This is a genomic window from Nonomuraea purpurea (assembly GCF_042650645.1).
Taxonomy (GTDB): Bacteria; Actinomycetota; Actinomycetes; order Streptosporangiales; family Streptosporangiaceae; genus Nonomuraea; species Nonomuraea purpurea.
Genome location: NZ_JBHSBI010000021.1, coordinates 113,878 through 128,843, shown reverse-complemented (window position 1 = coordinate 128,843; position 14,966 = coordinate 113,878). Strand labels below are relative to the sequence as shown.

General features: G+C 69.8%; 14 protein-coding genes. 2 read left to right on the top strand and 12 right to left on the bottom strand.

Going from position 1 to position 14,966, the window contains the following annotated elements:
- Nucleotides 1-41 precede the first annotated feature (41 nt).
- On the top strand, nucleotides 42-1,739 hold the full coding sequence (sppA, locus tag ACFOY2_RS34840; RefSeq protein WP_379532358.1) for a signal peptide peptidase SppA: 1,698 nt from the start codon (nucleotides 42-44) through the stop codon (nucleotides 1,737-1,739).
- Here sppA and ACFOY2_RS34835 read toward each other — a convergent pair.
- The 5 genes from ACFOY2_RS34835 to ACFOY2_RS34815 are packed head-to-tail and all read right to left on the bottom strand — an operon-like array spanning nucleotide 1,726 to nucleotide 5,634.
- Complete coding sequence (locus tag ACFOY2_RS34835) at nucleotides 1,726-2,211, bottom strand: flavin reductase family protein (RefSeq protein WP_379532357.1); 486 nt, start codon at nucleotides 2,209-2,211, stop codon at nucleotides 1,726-1,728. The two genes, sppA and ACFOY2_RS34835, sit on opposite strands and share 14 nt — an antisense overlap.
- A gap of 40 nt (nucleotides 2,212-2,251) precedes the next feature.
- The gene (locus ACFOY2_RS34830) at nucleotides 2,252-3,181 is read right to left on the bottom strand and encodes an ABC transporter substrate-binding protein (protein ID WP_379532356.1); all 930 of its coding nucleotides are present in this window, start codon (nucleotides 3,179-3,181) and stop codon (nucleotides 2,252-2,254) included.
- Between the two features lie 38 nt (nucleotides 3,182-3,219).
- Complete coding sequence (locus ACFOY2_RS34825) at nucleotides 3,220-3,912, bottom strand: ABC transporter permease (RefSeq protein ID WP_379532355.1); 693 nt, start codon at nucleotides 3,910-3,912, stop codon at nucleotides 3,220-3,222.
- Nucleotides 3,912-4,586 carry an ABC transporter permease gene (locus ACFOY2_RS34820; RefSeq protein ID WP_379532354.1) on the bottom strand — a complete coding sequence of 225 codons (675 nt, stop codon included), beginning with the start codon at nucleotides 4,584-4,586 and terminating at the stop codon, nucleotides 3,912-3,914. The genes ACFOY2_RS34825 and ACFOY2_RS34820 overlap by 1 nt, the downstream gene beginning before the upstream one ends.
- A complete protein-coding gene (locus ACFOY2_RS34815) occupies nucleotides 4,579-5,634 on the bottom strand; it encodes an ABC transporter ATP-binding protein (RefSeq protein ID WP_379532353.1) in 1,056 nt (351 codons plus the stop codon). Before ACFOY2_RS34815 ends, ACFOY2_RS34820 begins: the two co-directional genes overlap by 8 nt.
- Nucleotides 5,635-5,893: 259 nt before the next feature.
- Between ACFOY2_RS34815 and ACFOY2_RS34810 the strand changes: the two genes are divergently transcribed.
- Entirely contained in the window at nucleotides 5,894-7,717 is a 1,824-nt protein-coding gene (locus ACFOY2_RS34810) for an RNA polymerase sigma factor (protein ID WP_379532352.1), read from the top strand.
- A 6-nt stretch (nucleotides 7,718-7,723) separates the two neighbouring features.
- On the opposite strand, the gene ACFOY2_RS34805 is transcribed toward ACFOY2_RS34810, so the two are convergent.
- From ACFOY2_RS34805 to ACFOY2_RS34775, 7 genes are all read right to left on the bottom strand, one after another.
- The gene (locus ACFOY2_RS34805; protein ID WP_379532351.1) at nucleotides 7,724-8,434 is read right to left on the bottom strand and encodes a DUF981 domain-containing protein; all 711 of its coding nucleotides are present in this window, start codon (nucleotides 8,432-8,434) and stop codon (nucleotides 7,724-7,726) included.
- 116 nt (nucleotides 8,435-8,550) lie between these two features.
- Nucleotides 8,551-9,717 carry a lipid-transfer protein gene (locus tag ACFOY2_RS34800; protein ID WP_379532350.1) on the bottom strand — a complete coding sequence of 389 codons (1,167 nt, stop codon included), beginning with the start codon at nucleotides 9,715-9,717 and terminating at the stop codon, nucleotides 8,551-8,553.
- On the bottom strand, nucleotides 9,711-10,136 hold the full coding sequence (locus tag ACFOY2_RS34795) for a MaoC/PaaZ C-terminal domain-containing protein (RefSeq protein ID WP_379532349.1): 426 nt from the start codon (nucleotides 10,134-10,136) through the stop codon (nucleotides 9,711-9,713). The genes ACFOY2_RS34800 and ACFOY2_RS34795 overlap by 7 nt, the downstream gene beginning before the upstream one ends.
- A complete protein-coding gene (locus tag ACFOY2_RS34790) occupies nucleotides 10,136-11,035 on the bottom strand; it encodes a bifunctional MaoC family dehydratase N-terminal/OB-fold nucleic acid binding domain-containing protein (RefSeq protein ID WP_379532348.1) in 900 nt (299 codons plus the stop codon). The genes ACFOY2_RS34795 and ACFOY2_RS34790 overlap by 1 nt, the downstream gene beginning before the upstream one ends.
- Nucleotides 11,032-12,186, bottom strand: coding sequence for an acyl-CoA dehydrogenase family protein (locus ACFOY2_RS34785; protein WP_379532347.1), 1,155 nt, complete (start codon nucleotides 12,184-12,186; stop codon nucleotides 11,032-11,034). The genes ACFOY2_RS34790 and ACFOY2_RS34785 overlap by 4 nt, the downstream gene beginning before the upstream one ends.
- Nucleotides 12,186-13,163, bottom strand: a complete 978-nt coding sequence (locus tag ACFOY2_RS34780) for an acyl-CoA dehydrogenase family protein (RefSeq protein WP_379532346.1) — start codon at nucleotides 13,161-13,163, stop codon at nucleotides 12,186-12,188. Before ACFOY2_RS34780 ends, ACFOY2_RS34785 begins: the two co-directional genes overlap by 1 nt.
- Before the next feature lies 1 nt (nucleotide 13,164).
- Entirely contained in the window at nucleotides 13,165-14,769 is a 1,605-nt protein-coding gene (locus ACFOY2_RS34775) for an AMP-binding protein (RefSeq protein ID WP_379532345.1), read from the bottom strand.
- Nucleotides 14,770-14,966 lie beyond the last annotated feature (197 nt).

Sequence of the window (14,966 nt, the reverse complement as noted above, 5' to 3'; positions counted from 1 at the left end):
CCCGCGACGCATTTCGTTTTGTGTCGCTTAGGGTGGCTTCTATGGACGCAGGCAGGGCGATCTTCGAAACCGTCGACAAGCTTCGCCAGCGGCGCACGGCCCCGCTGGTCCTGGAGCTCGATCTCACCGAGGGCCTCACGGAGGGCCCGCCGTCGGATCCGCTCGCCGCGGTGCTGTCCATGCGCAAGCCGCGCCTGGCCGACGTCCTGTCCGGGCTCAGGCGGGCCAGGCAGGACTCCCGGGTCAAGGCGCTGATCGTGAAGCTGGGGGGCCAGCCGCTCGGCCTGGCCATGGTGCAGGAGCTGCGCCAGGCGGTGATCCACTTCAGGAGCTCGGGCAAGCTGACCGTCGCCTTCGCCGAGACGTTCGGCGAGTTCGGCGGCGGCACGGTGCCCTACTACCTGGCCAGCGCCTTCGAGCGGGTCTTCCTGCAGCCGAGCGGCGACGTCGGGCTGACCGGCGTCGCGCTGGAGCAGCGCTTCGTGAAGGGCACGCTGGACAAGCTGGGCATCGGGTACGAGGTCGGCCAGCGCCACGAGTACAAGACCGCCGCCAACACCTTCACCCAGGACCACATGACCGACCCGCACCGCGAGTCCATGACCCGCATCGTGGAGTCGGTCACCGAGACCCTCGTCGCGGGCATCGCCGACGGGCGCCGGCTGGACCCGGGCAAGGTGCGCGAACTGATCGACCGCGGCCCGTTCACCGCCGCGGAGGCGCAGGAGGCCGGGCTGGTCGACGAGCTGTCCTACAGGGACGAGGTGTATGAGGAGGTCAAGCGCGCCGCGGGCGCCGACTCCCACCTGCTCTACGTCTCCAGGTACGCCAGGGCCGCGACCGTGAAGAAGCTGCCGCAGCCGATGGCCGACGGGGTCGCGCTCATCCACGGCTCCGGCATGATCAGGGCCGGCCGCAGCGGACGCAGCCCGCTGGGCGGCGGCGGGGCCATGGGCTCCGACACGATCAGCGCCGCCTTCCGCTCCGCCCGCAGGGACGAGCACGTCAAGGCCGTGGTGTTCCGGGTGGACAGCCCCGGAGGTTCCTACGTGGCCAGCGACACGGTCTGGCGCGAGGTCATGCTGACCCGCAGGGTCAAGCCGGTGATCGTCTCCATGGGCGACCTGGCGGCGTCCGGCGGCTACTTCGTCTCGATGGCCGCCGACGTGATCGTGGCGCAGCCCGGCACGCTGACGGGCTCGATCGGCGTGTACGGCGGCAAGCCAGTCCTGTCGGACTTGTTGCAAAAAGTGGGGATAAATTCCGAGATTGTGGCCGCTGGAGCGAACGCCGCCATGTTCTCCACCACCCGCAGCTTCTCCCCCGAGCAGTGGGAACGCGTGAACGCCTGGCTCGACCGCATCTACGATGACTTCGTGGGCAAGGTCGCCGAGAGCCGCGACCTCAGCAGGGAACGCGCCCACGAGCTGGCCCGAGGCCGCGTGTGGACCGGCGCCGACGCTGCCGCCAACGGGCTGGTCGACGAGCTCGGCGGCCTTGAGGACGCGCTGGTCCTGGCCAGGAAGCGGGCGGGGCTCGCCGAGGACGCCCCCGTACGCACCTATCCCCGGCTCAACCCGCTGGAGCGCCTGCGCGGCCCGGAGTCCAGCGAGGACAAGTCGGCCGCGCTGGCCAGGATCCGGGTGGACGCCTGGGGGCCGCTCGCCCGGCTGTCGGCCGAGCTCGGCCTGCCCGCCGCCGGTCCCCTGGTGCTGCCCGAGTGGCTCACGATCCGGTGATGGCGCGGTAGCGACCACGCAGCCGTACCAGCGGCTGAAGAGCGGGGTTGACGTAGCGGACCGCCTGCACGGCGGCGACGAACAGCGTATGGTCCCCGGCCGGGACCACCTTCGTGGTCTCGGCCTCCAGGGCGGCCACGCCGCCCTCCACCACCAGCGCGTCCGAGTTCGGCCCTCGATGGTGCGGGGTGCCGGCCAGCAGCAGCCGGGCGCTCGGCCGGCCCGGGGTGGCGAAGCGGCTGGCGATCGCCGCCTGGCCGGACGACAGCAAGGAGGCCGCCCAGCGGTCCTGCCGGAGGAAGACCTCGTTGAGGTAGCCGCCGTTGTCCAGGCTCACCAGGACGAGCGGGGGTTCCAGCGACACCGACATCAGCGCCGACACCGTGGCGCCCAGGTCGTCGCGCCCGTCGCGTACGGTCACCACCGCCACCCCGGCCGCGAGCTGCGCCATCGCCTCGGTGAACTCGCTCACGACGAGGGCCCCCTGGTCGCGGAGGCCCTCGCGGCGAGCGTCAGCCGAGGCCGTTGGAGGTCAGCCATTCCTTGGCCACCGTGGCGGGCTCGTCCTTGTTGACCGAGATCTTCTGCATCATCTCCAGCAGCGACTCCGTGGTCAGCTTCGCCGAGATGCCGTTCAGCGTGGTCTTGATCGTGTCGTTCGCCGCGGCCTTGTTCAGCAGCGGCGTCACGTTCTGGGCGGGGAAGATGTTCTTGGTGTCCTGCAGCGGCACCAGGTTGTTGGCGGCCATCTTCGGGTCGGTGGTGAAGACGTTGCCGGTCTGGATGGTGCCGTCCTTGATCGCGTCAGCGGTGGTCGGCCCGGTGGGCTTCCACTCCTTGAACTCGATCCCGTAGACCTCCTTGAAGCTTGCCTCCCACCTCTTCTTGAACTCGGGCGGCCCGCCGACGATGAAGCTCTTGGAGACCTTGGCCAGGTCCTCCATCGAGTTCAGCGACTGCTTGGTCTGGGTGTTCTTGGTGATGGACAGGGTGTCCTTGTCCTCGGCGGGCGAGGAGTCGAGCACCTCCAGCTCGGGGGGCAGCTTCTCCTTCAGCGCGGTGTTGACCTCTTCGGTGGTCGCGGCCTTGTTGGCCTGGTCGAGGAAGGCGAGCAGGTTGCCGTTGTACTCGGGAACGATGGTCAGCCCACCGCTTTTCACCTGACCGACGACGACCTCGCGACTGCCGATGCGCGGTTTCTCCTCGACCTGCACGCCCTTGGCCTCCAGCGCCTGGGCGTAGATCGAGCCGAGCAGCACGCTCTCGTCGAAGTCGAAGGAGCCCACGACGGCCTTGCCACCCCCGCCCGAGGCCGAACCGCTGGGTGCCGCGTTGCTGGTTTCCAGCGGGTTGCCCCCGGTGCTGCTGCCGCCGCCGCCACAGGCGGCCAGCGCGAGCATCGCCGAGAAGAGCACCCCCGCGATGCCGTACTTGCGTCCCATCTTGCTTTTCCCTTCTAAGCGGGAGGTAATACAGGAGACTATCGAACCTTCAGGCGCTGGCTCACCCCCGGTGAGACCGTCACCCTCTGGACGAGCGCGAACAGAATCTGCACAACCAGCGCAAACAGCACAATCAGTACTGAACCACCGACGACGCTCGCGTAATCCTTCGTCGCGAAACCATCGATGACGTAGCGCCCGAGCCCGCCCAGCCCGGTGTAGGCGGCGACCGTCGTGGTGGCCACGACCTGGATCGCCGACAGCCGGCAGCCGAGCAGGATCAGCGGCAACGCCACCGGCACCAGCACCCGCCCGAGCACCTGCCCGCCGCGCAGCCCCATCCCGTACGCCGCGTCGCGCAACTCGGGATCGACGCCCTTGATGCCCTCGAAGGTGTTGACCAGGATGGGCGGCACCGACAGCAGCACCAGCGGAATGATCACCGGCCAGATCGAGGCCGTGCCGAGCAGCAGCACGAACATCACCAGCAAACCCAGCGTGGGCAGCGCCCTGGCCAGGTTCGCCGACACGACGACCAGCACCTCTCCACGGCCCGTGTGCCCGATCAGCAGCCCCAGCGGCACCGCGATCAGCACCGCCAGCACCAGCGCGAGCGCCGAGAACTCCAGGTGCTCCGCCAGCCGCACGGGGATGGAGCCGGGCCCCGACCAGTTCTCGGGGTTGCCGAAGAACTGGGCGAGCCACGCGAAGAAGTCGAACAACCAGCCCATCACGCCCCCTTCCGTGCCCGCACCCAGGGCGTCAGCAGCCGCTGCGCCAGCACCAGCAGCCCGTCGGCGACCAGCGCCAGCGCCACGATGAGCACGATCCCGACGATCACCGGCGGCATGAACGGGTTCTGGTAGGCCCGCGTGAACAGCCCGCCGAGCCCGCCCTGGCCGATCAGCGCGCCCACGCTGACCAGGCTGATGCTGGACACCGCGACGACCCGCAAACCGGCCAGCACCACCGGGACGGCGATCGGCAACTCGACCCGCAGCAGGCGGTTCAGTGGCGTGAACCCCATCGCGACCGCCGACTGCCGCACATGGTCGGGCACCGAGCCCAGCCCGTCGACCACGGCCGGAATCAGCACGGCCATGCCGTAGAAGGTCAAGGGGATGATCACCGTAGCCTGCGACAACCCGGTCACCGAGATGAGCAGCATGAAGACCGGCAGCGAAGGAAGCGCGTAGACCACGTTCATCAGGCCAGAGGTCGGCTGGTAGAGCCAGCGGAAGCGCACGCAGGCCAGCCCGAGCGGCAGGGCGATGAGCAACGCGACCAGGATCGGCACGAACGACATGGTCAGGTGGTCGAGGAGCAGGTTCTTGATGCTGTCGACCCGGCCGGTGTCCCAGTTGCGCCCGATCCACTCCCAGATGGAAGGGGGGCCGTCACCCATCTGCGGCCTCCGCCAGCGCCGCGTCGAGCGCCTCCCTGGTGGCCACGCCGACGGCCTTGCCGTCCTCGTCCACGGCCACCGCGCAGCCGGACGGCGACAGCAACGCCGCATCCAGCGCCGCGCGCATGGAGTCGCTGCCCGGCGTGAACGTCCCGTACGGCTCCAGCTCCTCGGGCCGCTCCTTGGCGCGCCAGCCGAGCGGCCGGCCGTCGTCGCCCACGACCAGCAGCCACGGCTCGTCCGAGCTTCCCGTCGAGTCTTGGACGGTCAGGTCGGTACGCAGCCGCAGCCCGTCCGTCGAGACGAACTGCAGCCGCCTGATCCCCCTGTCATGGCCGAGGAACTCGCGGACGAAGTCGTCGGCCGGCTCCGACAGCAGCGTCTTGGGGTCGGCGAGCTGGGCCAACTGCCCGCCCACGCGCAGCACGGCCACGCGGTCGCCGAGCTTGATGGCCTCGTCGATGTCGTGCGTGACGAAGACGATGGTCTTGTTCAGCTCGGCCTGGAGCCTGAGCAACTCGTCCTGCAGGCTCGTGCGCACGATGGGGTCGACCGCGCTGAACGGCTCGTCCATGAGCAGCACGGGCGGGTCGGCGGCCAGCGCCCTGGCCACGCCCACACGCTGCTGCTGGCCGCCGGAGAGCTGGAAGGGGTAGCGGCCGGCCAGCGCGAGGTCGAGGCCGACGCGTTCGAGCAGCTCCATGGCCCGGTCGCGGGCCTTCTTCTTGTCCCAGCCGAGCAGGTAGGGGACGGTGGCGACGTTGTCAACGATCTTGCGGTGCGGGAACAGGCCGGCCTGCTGGATGACGTACCCGATGCCGCGCCGCAGCGTGGGCGGATCGATGCCCTGCACGGGCTCGCCGTCGAGCAGGATCTGTCCCTCCGTGGCGTCGATCATGCGGTTGATCATCCGGAGGGATGTCGTCTTTCCGCAGCCCGACGGGCCGACGAACACGGTGATCTCGCCTGTGGGCGCCTCGAGGCTGAGGCGGTCCACGGCGACCGTGCCGTCTGGATAACGTTTGGTGACTGCGTCGAATGTGATCACGCGCGACCTTCCGCTCGTGGCAGGGCCGCGACCCCCGCCACGACCGCCGCATGATCTGTTGCCCCGACAGACTACGGCGATTTGACCTGCGGTGTCGCCCTCGGCCCCCGCTTAAACGCTTCACAGAGCTGGGAGTTTCCGGGGAAATCCGGATCTAGTAGTGCACTGCACCAGGGTGTGTTGGCATGATTACCCCAACAATCTCCTGACTCGCACCCCCCACTCTCAGCGAACCTCACACAGCAAGAGGATCCGGCCCGTGTCCCAGCCGCTCATCGATCAGCGCTCACGCGCCGACCTGATCGCAGAGCTCTACGACCGTCATGCCGCCGGGCTGCTCGCCTACTGCGCCGACCAGCTCGGCGACCTCGGCTCCGCGACCGACGTCCTGGCGTCCGTACTCGCCGGCGTCCCCGACGCCGAGCCGCCCCGCGCCGCTCTCTACGCTTTCGCCCGCCGCGAGATCCACCGGCGCGACGTCGCCTACTCACCGCCGGCGGTCGACCCGCTCATCGACCCGGCCACCGCGCTCGTCGAGCGCAGCCTGCGGGAACTACGCCCCCACCAGCGCGAGGTACTGGTGTTGTGCGCGGTCTGCGGGCTGAGCAAAGCCGAGCTGGCCTGGGTGCTCGACGTTGCGCCCGACACAGCCGAGGAACTGGCCGTCGGGGCCGGGCAGCACTTCAGGCAGTCACTCGGGACGGGGCTCGCCTCGACCGGGATCCGGGTGTCCAAACCGGTGGCCGACATCTACGGCGCCCTGGGAGTCTCGCCGCTGCGGGACGTCATCGGCCGCCTGCCGTGGCCGGAACCACCCGCGTCGCTGCGCGTGCACTTCGCCGGCTCCCGTTCCGCCGACCCCGGGCCCCTGTTCGTCAAACCGCGCTGGCCCGGCCCGCCGGTCTGGCCGCAGCCGCTGGCCGAGGCCGATCCGGCCACCAGCACAGTGATCTTCCCCACAGAGTTGCTGACGCCGCCGTCACCATCACGGGTCTCCGCACACGAGGCGACCACGGCGCCGATGCCCCAATTTCGCGACCCCCTCAGTCCGACAGACCTCGCCCAACCTCTAAGGGATCCTCTGGGATCGCTGGACACGGCCGAGCCGTTCCGGGACTCTCGAACCATGCCCAACGCAGGCAGAGACCCGGGATCCCATCCCGAACGGCCATTCTTCCTGGCGGCGCCCAAACCGGGCGACGGTCCAGAGCCGTTCGCGACGGGCGACGTGCTTCTGCCCGGAGACTCCACCGAGCCCTTCGCGACCGGCGACGTGCTGCTGCCGCCGAGCCGGCCGCGCCCCGCCCGCCGGTCCACCTCCCGGGAGACGCCCCAGCCGTGGGCCGAGGACGACGTGCTCGTCCACAAGGGCCCGGCCAGGCCCACGCCGCCGGCCCCGTCCTCGGACTTCCAGGCGTTCTCCCGGCCGGACAGCCAGTCGCTCCCCCGCTCGGACTTCCAGGCGTTCTCCAGGCCAGACACCCAGCCACTTCCCCGTTCGGACTTCCAGGCGTTCTCGCGCCCCGATCCCCCGTTCACAAGCTCCCGCCCGGATCCCCTGCCATTCTCCGGTCCGGACTCACAACCATTCCCCCGCGTGGACCCGTCCTCGGGGCCCGACTCGCAACCGTTTCCCCGCGTGGATCCGTTCTCCGGTCCGGAGTCCCAGCCGTTCCCCAGGGTGGAGCCCCGGGCGGAGGGCCAGGCGCAGGACGCGGCGCCGCTGTTCCGGCCACGGCCGAAGCCCGCGAGGAAGCCCAAGGAGCCGGTCTACCGGATGCCGGAGCCGGCCGAGGAGAAGCCGTCCGTCCGGGAGGCGTTCACCGACGAGTTGCCCAAGGTGGGCGCCGGGGTGTCCACCGAGGAGATGCCCGCCACCCGCGCCGAGTCCTCCTTCCTGGCCCCGCGTCCGGTCCGCGCCCGTCCCATGCCCAAGCGCCGCCCGCAGATGGGGCCGCCGCAGAAGACACGCCGCCGCAAGGAACGTCATTACGACTGGGCCTGGGAGGTGATCGGGTTCCTGATCTGCGTGGCGATCGCGATGATCGTCTTCTACTCCGTCCCGCTCTTCATGGGACCGTGAGGACGCCTACATGGTGTTGACGATCAGACCGAGGTGCATGAAGTAGTTCAGGACTCCGAACAGCAGGAACACCACCCCGGAGATCCCCCAGCAGACGCCGGCGACGTTCGCGAGCGGGCCGCCCCTGGCCCGCAACGCGAACGGGAACAGCACGGCGCCGACGCCGACGAGCACGTACAGGCCGGCGACGAACGCCGACTGCAGCACCTTCATGTGGCCGAACGCGCCCGCGATCGGCTCCTGCGGCGGGGCGGCGAACAGCGTGTAGGTCAAGCTCGCCGCCGCGATCGCCAGGCACGCCAGCCCCATGCCCAGCACGAACACCGACACCGGCCCCGCGATCCGCGCCGCGGCCTTCCTCCTGTCGGACGCCACGGTCACCATCGCCCAGCGTTTCCACAGGTAGAAGGCGACGGCCAGCAACAGCACGCCGAACGCCACCGAAGGCTCGCCGAAAATGATGTTGTGGTACGGGAACCCCTGGCCGGCGAGGGGCCAGGTGAGCGACATGTGCAGGCCCATCACCGTCAGGATGCCGCCGATCGCCCCGAACGCCAGCGCCCAGCCGTCCACGTTCTCCAGGGAGTCGCCGCGCAGCAGTCGCCGCCCGAACGCGACCACCAGCAACAACCCGGCCCCTGCCGCCACCGCCATGATCGTGTTGTATGTGGGCATCCTGGTCCAGTCGATCTTCAACTCCGGCTGAGCCAGGATCACGCCAAGTCCACCCATGCAGCCTTGACTACCCTGGGTAGCCAATGGTCAACCCAAAGCAACGCCTCTCCCTTTTCACGCCCCACTCCTCCCACGCACAACCGCACGCGAGTCTCAGATCAGCCGGTGGAGAGGATGAGGCCGCTGGTCGGCACGCCCGTGCCCGCCGTGACCAGGACGTTCGTCACGCCCATGACCTGATTGGCCGCGGTGCCCCTGACCTGGCGGACCGCTTCGGCGATGCCGTTCATCCCGTGGATGTAGGCCTCCCCGAGCTGCCCCCCATGCGGGTTGACCGGCAGCCGGCCGGTCAGGGCGATGCCGCCGTCGCGCAGGAAGCCGGGCGCTTCGCCTCGGCCGCAGAACCCGAGCTCTTCGAGTTGGGTCAGGACGAAGGGGGTGAAGTGGTCGTACAGGATGGCGGTTTGGATGTCGCCGGGAGAAAGGCCGGAGGTCTTCCAGAGTTGCCGGGCGACGACCGACATTTCGGGAAGGCCGGTCATGTCATCGCGGTAGTAGCTCGCCATCATCATCTGCCCCGCCCCGGAGCCCTGGGCGGCGGCGGTGATCACGGCGGGGGATCTGCGCAGGTCGCGGGCGCGTTCGGTGGAGGTCACGACAAGCGCCACAGCCCCGTCGCTCTCCTGGCAGCAGTCCAGCAGGTGCAGCGGCTCCACGATCCACCGGGACGCCTGGTGCTCCTCCAGCGTGATGGGACGCCGGTGGAACCAGGCGGCGGGGTTGGTGGCGGCGTGGCGGCGCATGGTGACCGCGACCCTGCCGAAATCCTCTGAAGTGGCGTTATATGCGTGCATGTAGCGCTGTGCGAACATGGCCACCCACGCCGCCGGCGTCATCAGCCCGAACGGCACGTGCCAGCTCATCTCCAGCCCCTGGGAGGTGGGTTCGCCGGTCAGGCGGGCGTTCGGCTGGCCGAAACGGCGTCCTGAACGCTCGTTGAACGCCCGATAGCAGACGACCGTGTCCGCCATCCCCGTGGCCACGGCCATGGCGGCGTGCGCCACGGTCGCGCAGGCCGCGCCGCCGCCGTACTCGACCCTGGAGAAGAACCGCAGATCGCCGATCCCCGTCTCCCTGGCCACGGCGATCTCCTGGTTGGAGTCCTGGGTGAAGGTGACCAGGCCGTCCACGTCGCCGGGCGACAGTCCGGCGTCGTCCAGCGCCGCCAACACGGCCTCGGCGGCCAGCCGCAGCTCGGAACGCCCGGACTCCTTGCTGAACTCGGTGGCGCCGATCCCCGCGATGGCCGTGCGCCCGCTCAGCATGCGCCCTCCCCTGCCTCCGGGAGGGTGAAGGCGACGGTGCCGGTGGCGTGGTCGCCCAGGCTCACCTTGCCGCGCACCTCGACCGTGAACCCGCCGTCCGCGTCCGGCACGACCGTCCCGGCGAAGGTCAGGCGGTCGCCCGCGTACGCGGGGACGCCCAGCTTGACGTTGATGCTCCTGATGACGGCCCCTGGGCCCGCCCAGTCGGTGACGTAACGCTCGACGAGGCCCATGGTGGTCAGGATGTTGAGGAAGATGTCCTTGGAGCCCTGGGCGCGGGCGAGTTCGGTGTCGTGGTGCACCGGGGTGAAGTCCATGGTGGCCAGCGCCGTGGAGACGACCACGGTGGGGGTGAGGTCGATGGACAGCTCCGGCAGCACGGCGCCGGGCTCGATCTCGTCTGCTGTCAGCGTCCGCATCACGACTCCCGTGGGGCCCACATCGGCAGGACGAGCTGGTCGTCCATGGCTCGGTACGTCACGCGCAATGCCATACCGATACCCACCTCCTCGATCGGGCAGTCCACGACATTGCCGACAATTCGCACCCCCTCCGGGAGCTCCACCACGGCCACCACGAACGGCGTCTCGCGTCCGGGGACGGGCGGATGGTGGTGCACGACGTAGCTGTAGACGGTGCCCTCGCCGCTCGCCACCGTGTGGCGGCGGTTGGCGGAACGGCACTGGGGGCACAGGGGGCCGGGCGGGTGGCGGAGGTGGCCGCAGTCGGCGCAGGTCTGGATGCGCAGCTCACCGGCTTGGACGCCCTCCCAGAAGAACGCGGTGTCCTGGTTGGTGGCGGGCCGCAGGGGATACGGGGTCCGCTGGTCCGCAGACGTGGCCTTGGGAGGTGGGCGAAATTTCAGGACTCGGAAGAGCATTTCGCTGACCGGGTCGTCGTCCTCGTCGTACCACGTGACGTTCCAGGTGGCGAAGACCCCCACCCCCAGCGCCGTCCGCTTCGGCCCCGCCAGCCCCGAGAACCGGGTCGCGGGCGTCAGCCGCTCCCCAACCCGCGCATACCGGTGGTAGGTCTGCTCGCAGTTGGTCGCCACCACACCCGTGTAACCGGCGGCGTTCAGCGCGGCCATCATGTCGTCCACCGGCGAACGGTCCTTGCCCGCCGCCCGCATCGTCCACACCTGTGCCATCGCGGGCGGGGCGAGCCCGTTGTCCAGGTAGGCGGGGTTCGCATCGCCCATGGCGGTCAGCCAGTGCCTGATCATGGGCTCGTTCACCGGGTCGGGCGCCGGCGTCCCCCGCACCTCTCCCATCGCCATCTGCTTGTCCGCCAGCTCGTGCAGCTCCTCGTCGGTCATCGCGGCGGCCTCGGCAGGCTCAGGCCGAGCATCGCGATCAGCTCGCGCTGCACCTCGTTGACCCCGCCCCCGAACGTCAACACCACCGCCCCCTTCACTCCGTGATCCATCCGGTCGAGCATTTCGGCCGTCTCCGGGTCCGACGGGTCGCCGTACCTCGCCAGCACGTCCCCGACGAGCCTGCCGATCTCCTGCATGCGCTCGGAGGCGTAGATCTTGGTGGCGGACGCGTCGGGGGCGCCCAGCCAGCCGAGCTCCATGTTCGCGGCCACCTGCCAGTTCAGCAGCTCGTTCGTCCGCAGCGCCGCCCACACCCTGGCCAGCGCCCGCCGCACGTCGTAGTTGTCCGCCAGCCCGGTGCGACGCGCCCAGGCGAGGAAGCGGTCGTAGGTCTGGCCGAGGTTCCCCGCGGGGCCGAGCGTGACGCGTTCGTGGTTGAGCTGGTTGACGATCAGGTCCCAGCCCCGGTCGACCTGGCCGACCACCATGTTCACGGGGACGCGCACGTCGGAGTAGTACGTGGCGTTGGTGTGGTGGCGGCCGTCCATGGTGACGATCGGGGTCCAGGAGAAGCCGGGGTCGTCCGTGGAGGCGATCATCATGGTGATGCCCTTGTGCTTCTTGGCCTCGGGGTTCGTCCGGGCGGCGAGCCAGATGTACTGGGCGTAGTGCGCGCCGCTGGTGAAGATCTTCTGGCCGTTGACGACGTAGTGGTCGCCGTCGAGCACCGCTGTGGTGCGCAGGGAGGCCAGGTCGGTGCCCGCCTCCGGCTCGCTGTAGCCGATCGCGAAGTGGCATTCGCCGGCGAGGATGCGCGGCAGGAACAGGTCCTTCTGCTCCCGCGTGCCGTACTCCATGAGCGTCGGCCCGACGGTCTGCACCGTGATGATGGGGTACGGGACCCCGGCCCTGGCGATCTCGTTGGCGAAGATCTGCTGCTCCAGGGCGCCGTAGCCGCCTCCGCCGTACTCCTTGGGCCAGCCGATGCCCAGCTTGCCGTCGCGGCCGAGACGGCGGCAGTGCTCCATGTACGCCTTGCCGAACGGGTCCTCGGCGATCTTCCTGCGGTCCTCGTCGGTGAGGCAGCTTTGGAAGTATTCGCGAAGTTCGTCCCTGAGCCTGCGCTGTTCGGGGGTGAGGTCGATCAGCATCAGAGGAGCGCTCCGATCAGGTCGAGCTGGGCGTCGGCGCCGCCGAGCAGGTGGGACAGGTGCTTGGCCTGCGCGAAGGAGCGGTGCAGCGGGTAGGTCACGTCCAGCCCGAGGCCGCCGTGCAGGTGCTGGCAGGTGAACAGCGCCTTGTACGCCTCACTCACGTGGTACGCGGCCAGCCCCAGATCCTGCTCGGCCGGCAACCCTTCGGCCAGCCGCCAGGCCGCCGACCACATCGCCACGTCCAGCGCCCGGCCGGCGATGTAGACGTCGGCGATCTGCATGGTCACCGCCTGGAACTCGGCCAGCGCCCTGCCGAACTGCTTCCTGGTCCTGATGTAGGCGGTCGTCAGCTCCAGCGCCCCGGCCAGCACGCCGCCGGCCTGGGCGGCCACGGCGGCCATGAAGAGTTGCCTGGCCCCGGCCACCGCCTCCGGCCCCGCCACCTGCTCGGCCGGGGTGTCGTCGAGCACGAGCGTGGCGGCGGGCTCGCCCGTGGACGTGAACTCCGGCGTCATGGGCGGGGCCTCGACCAGAAAGAGCCCGCTGTCGGCCGTGACCAGCACCGCCGCCCCGGGGTGCGGGACGGAGACCTTGCGTCCTGTGAGGACCCAGCCGTCGGCGGAACGACGCGCGACGGTCGAAGGCGGATCCGCCAACGCCCGCCCAGGCTCACGCAACGCGATGGACAGCGGTGTCTCGTTGAAGCGTCGTTGCTGGTCAGGTGTGCCGTAGCGGGCCAAGGTCAGAGTGCTCACCAGCGTCGGCAGCGCGGGCACCGGTGCCGCCCGCGCCCCCACCTCCCGCAGGACCACAGCCATCTCCACCGGCCCGAGCCCGGCCCCGCCCGCGTCCTCGGGAACGCAGACGGTCATGAGCCCGGCCTCCCACAGCCGGCCCACGTCCCCGTCCCTGGCCAGCACCTCGGCGGCCAGCTTCTTCAGTTCCTGCTGGGTCTCGTCCAGGTTGAAATCCATCTCACGCCTCCAGCAACCGTTGCCTGCCGTGCCGTACGAACTCCGCTTCGATGCCCTTGAGGTCCGCGTCCGTCAGCGGCCTCAGCCCGTCGGGGCCGCGCCGCCAGACGGGGTCGGCGCAGCGCCAGGCCTCCTGGGCGAGGAGCCGCTTGACGACCTTGTGCGAGGGCGTCTGGGGCATTTGCCTGGACAGGCGGACATAGCGGGGTAAGGACTTCGCCCCCAGATCCCGCCGGGACGCGAGGAACGTGGTGAACGCGTCCGGGTCGAAGGCCCCTTCCAGGACGAGCGCCGCCATGACCTGGTCACCGGCCACCGCGTCGGGCACCGGATAGACCGCCGCCTCCACCACCCCGGCGAACTCCCGCAGCGCCGCCTCGATGGGCGCGACCGCCAGGTTCTCCCCGTCCACGCGCAGCCGCTCGGTGCCCCGGCCGGCGAAGAACACGTAGCCGTCGGCGTCCTTGTAGGCCAGGTCGCCGGACCAGAAGGCGCCCTCTTTGACCCGTTCGGCGTCGGCCGCGGGATCGTTGTAGTAGCCCTCGAACAGTCCCAGGCCGGCCGTGTTGACCAGTTCGCCGACGGCCTCGTCCGGGTTGAGCAGGCGGCCGTTCTCGATGCGGGCCGGCGGGCAGGGTTTCGTGGTGAAGGGGTCGAGGATCTCGACGCCCTGGGCCAGCCGTCCGAGCGAGCCCGGCGGACCCGTGGGGTCGGGGCTGAAGGAGATGGCCGTCTCCGTCGATCCGAAGGCGTCGATCACCCGGCAGCCGAACCGCTCCCCGAACCTCCTGGTGGCGACGGCGCTGCCCTCGTTCCCGAACGCGATCTTCAGGGGGTTGTCGGCGTCGTCCTCGCGTTCGGGGGTGGCCAGGACGTAGGAGAGCACCTTGCCGACGTAGTGCAGGTACGTCCCCCCGTATCGCCTGATGTCGGGCAGCACTCCCGAGGCCGAGAACCGCCGCCGCAACACCAGCGCGGCCCCAGAGGCGACGGCGGGGGCATAAGCCGCCATCAGGGCGCCGGAGTGGAACAGCGGCATCGAGCAGTAGACGACGTCGTCGGGCGAGAGCAGCGGCGCCAGGCTCAGCCCAGGCACGGCGAGCTTGCGCTGCGTGATGCGCACGGCGCGCGGACGCCCGGACGTCCCGGAGGTGAAGATCAACATCACCAGCGCCCCGGGATCACCCCCGGACGAACCCGAGGCGGGTGACGTCAGCGCGCCGAGCGCCGACAGGGGGACGACGTCCAGGCCCAGCGCCTCGCCCGTCGTCCGGGCCACTCCCGTGTACGGGTCGTCGGCGAGCAGCAGGCCGACGTCGGTGGCGCGGGCGTCGCGGATGAGCTCGTCCGGCGACCGCGTGGGGTTGAGCGCGACCACCACGTGCCCGCCCAGCGCCGCCCCGCCCACCAGGAAGACCAGTTCGGGAACGTTCTCGCTGAGCACCCCGACGTGCAGCCCCGTCCCGCGCCCGGACAGCCAGGCCGCGGCGGCCCGGCAGGCGGCGATGTGCGCGCGCCACGACCACACCGTGTCCTCGAACATCAGCCCTGGCCGATCGTCCTCGGCTCGGGCGAGAAGCAGGGACGCGAGGGTGTTCGCGGTCATCGCCCCTCCAGCAAGCGCTAGGTCAGACGACTCGCAAACTAGAACAGATTCTAATATCTGTCCAGTCCACCAATACCGATAAGTCGAGACATATGGCTGTAACGCCGTAGACATGGGCCAATACGGCTGGTTTGTGACCCGTGAGTAACAAGCCGCGTAATCGAGAAATCAGATAACGTGTTCTTATGCGCAGCACG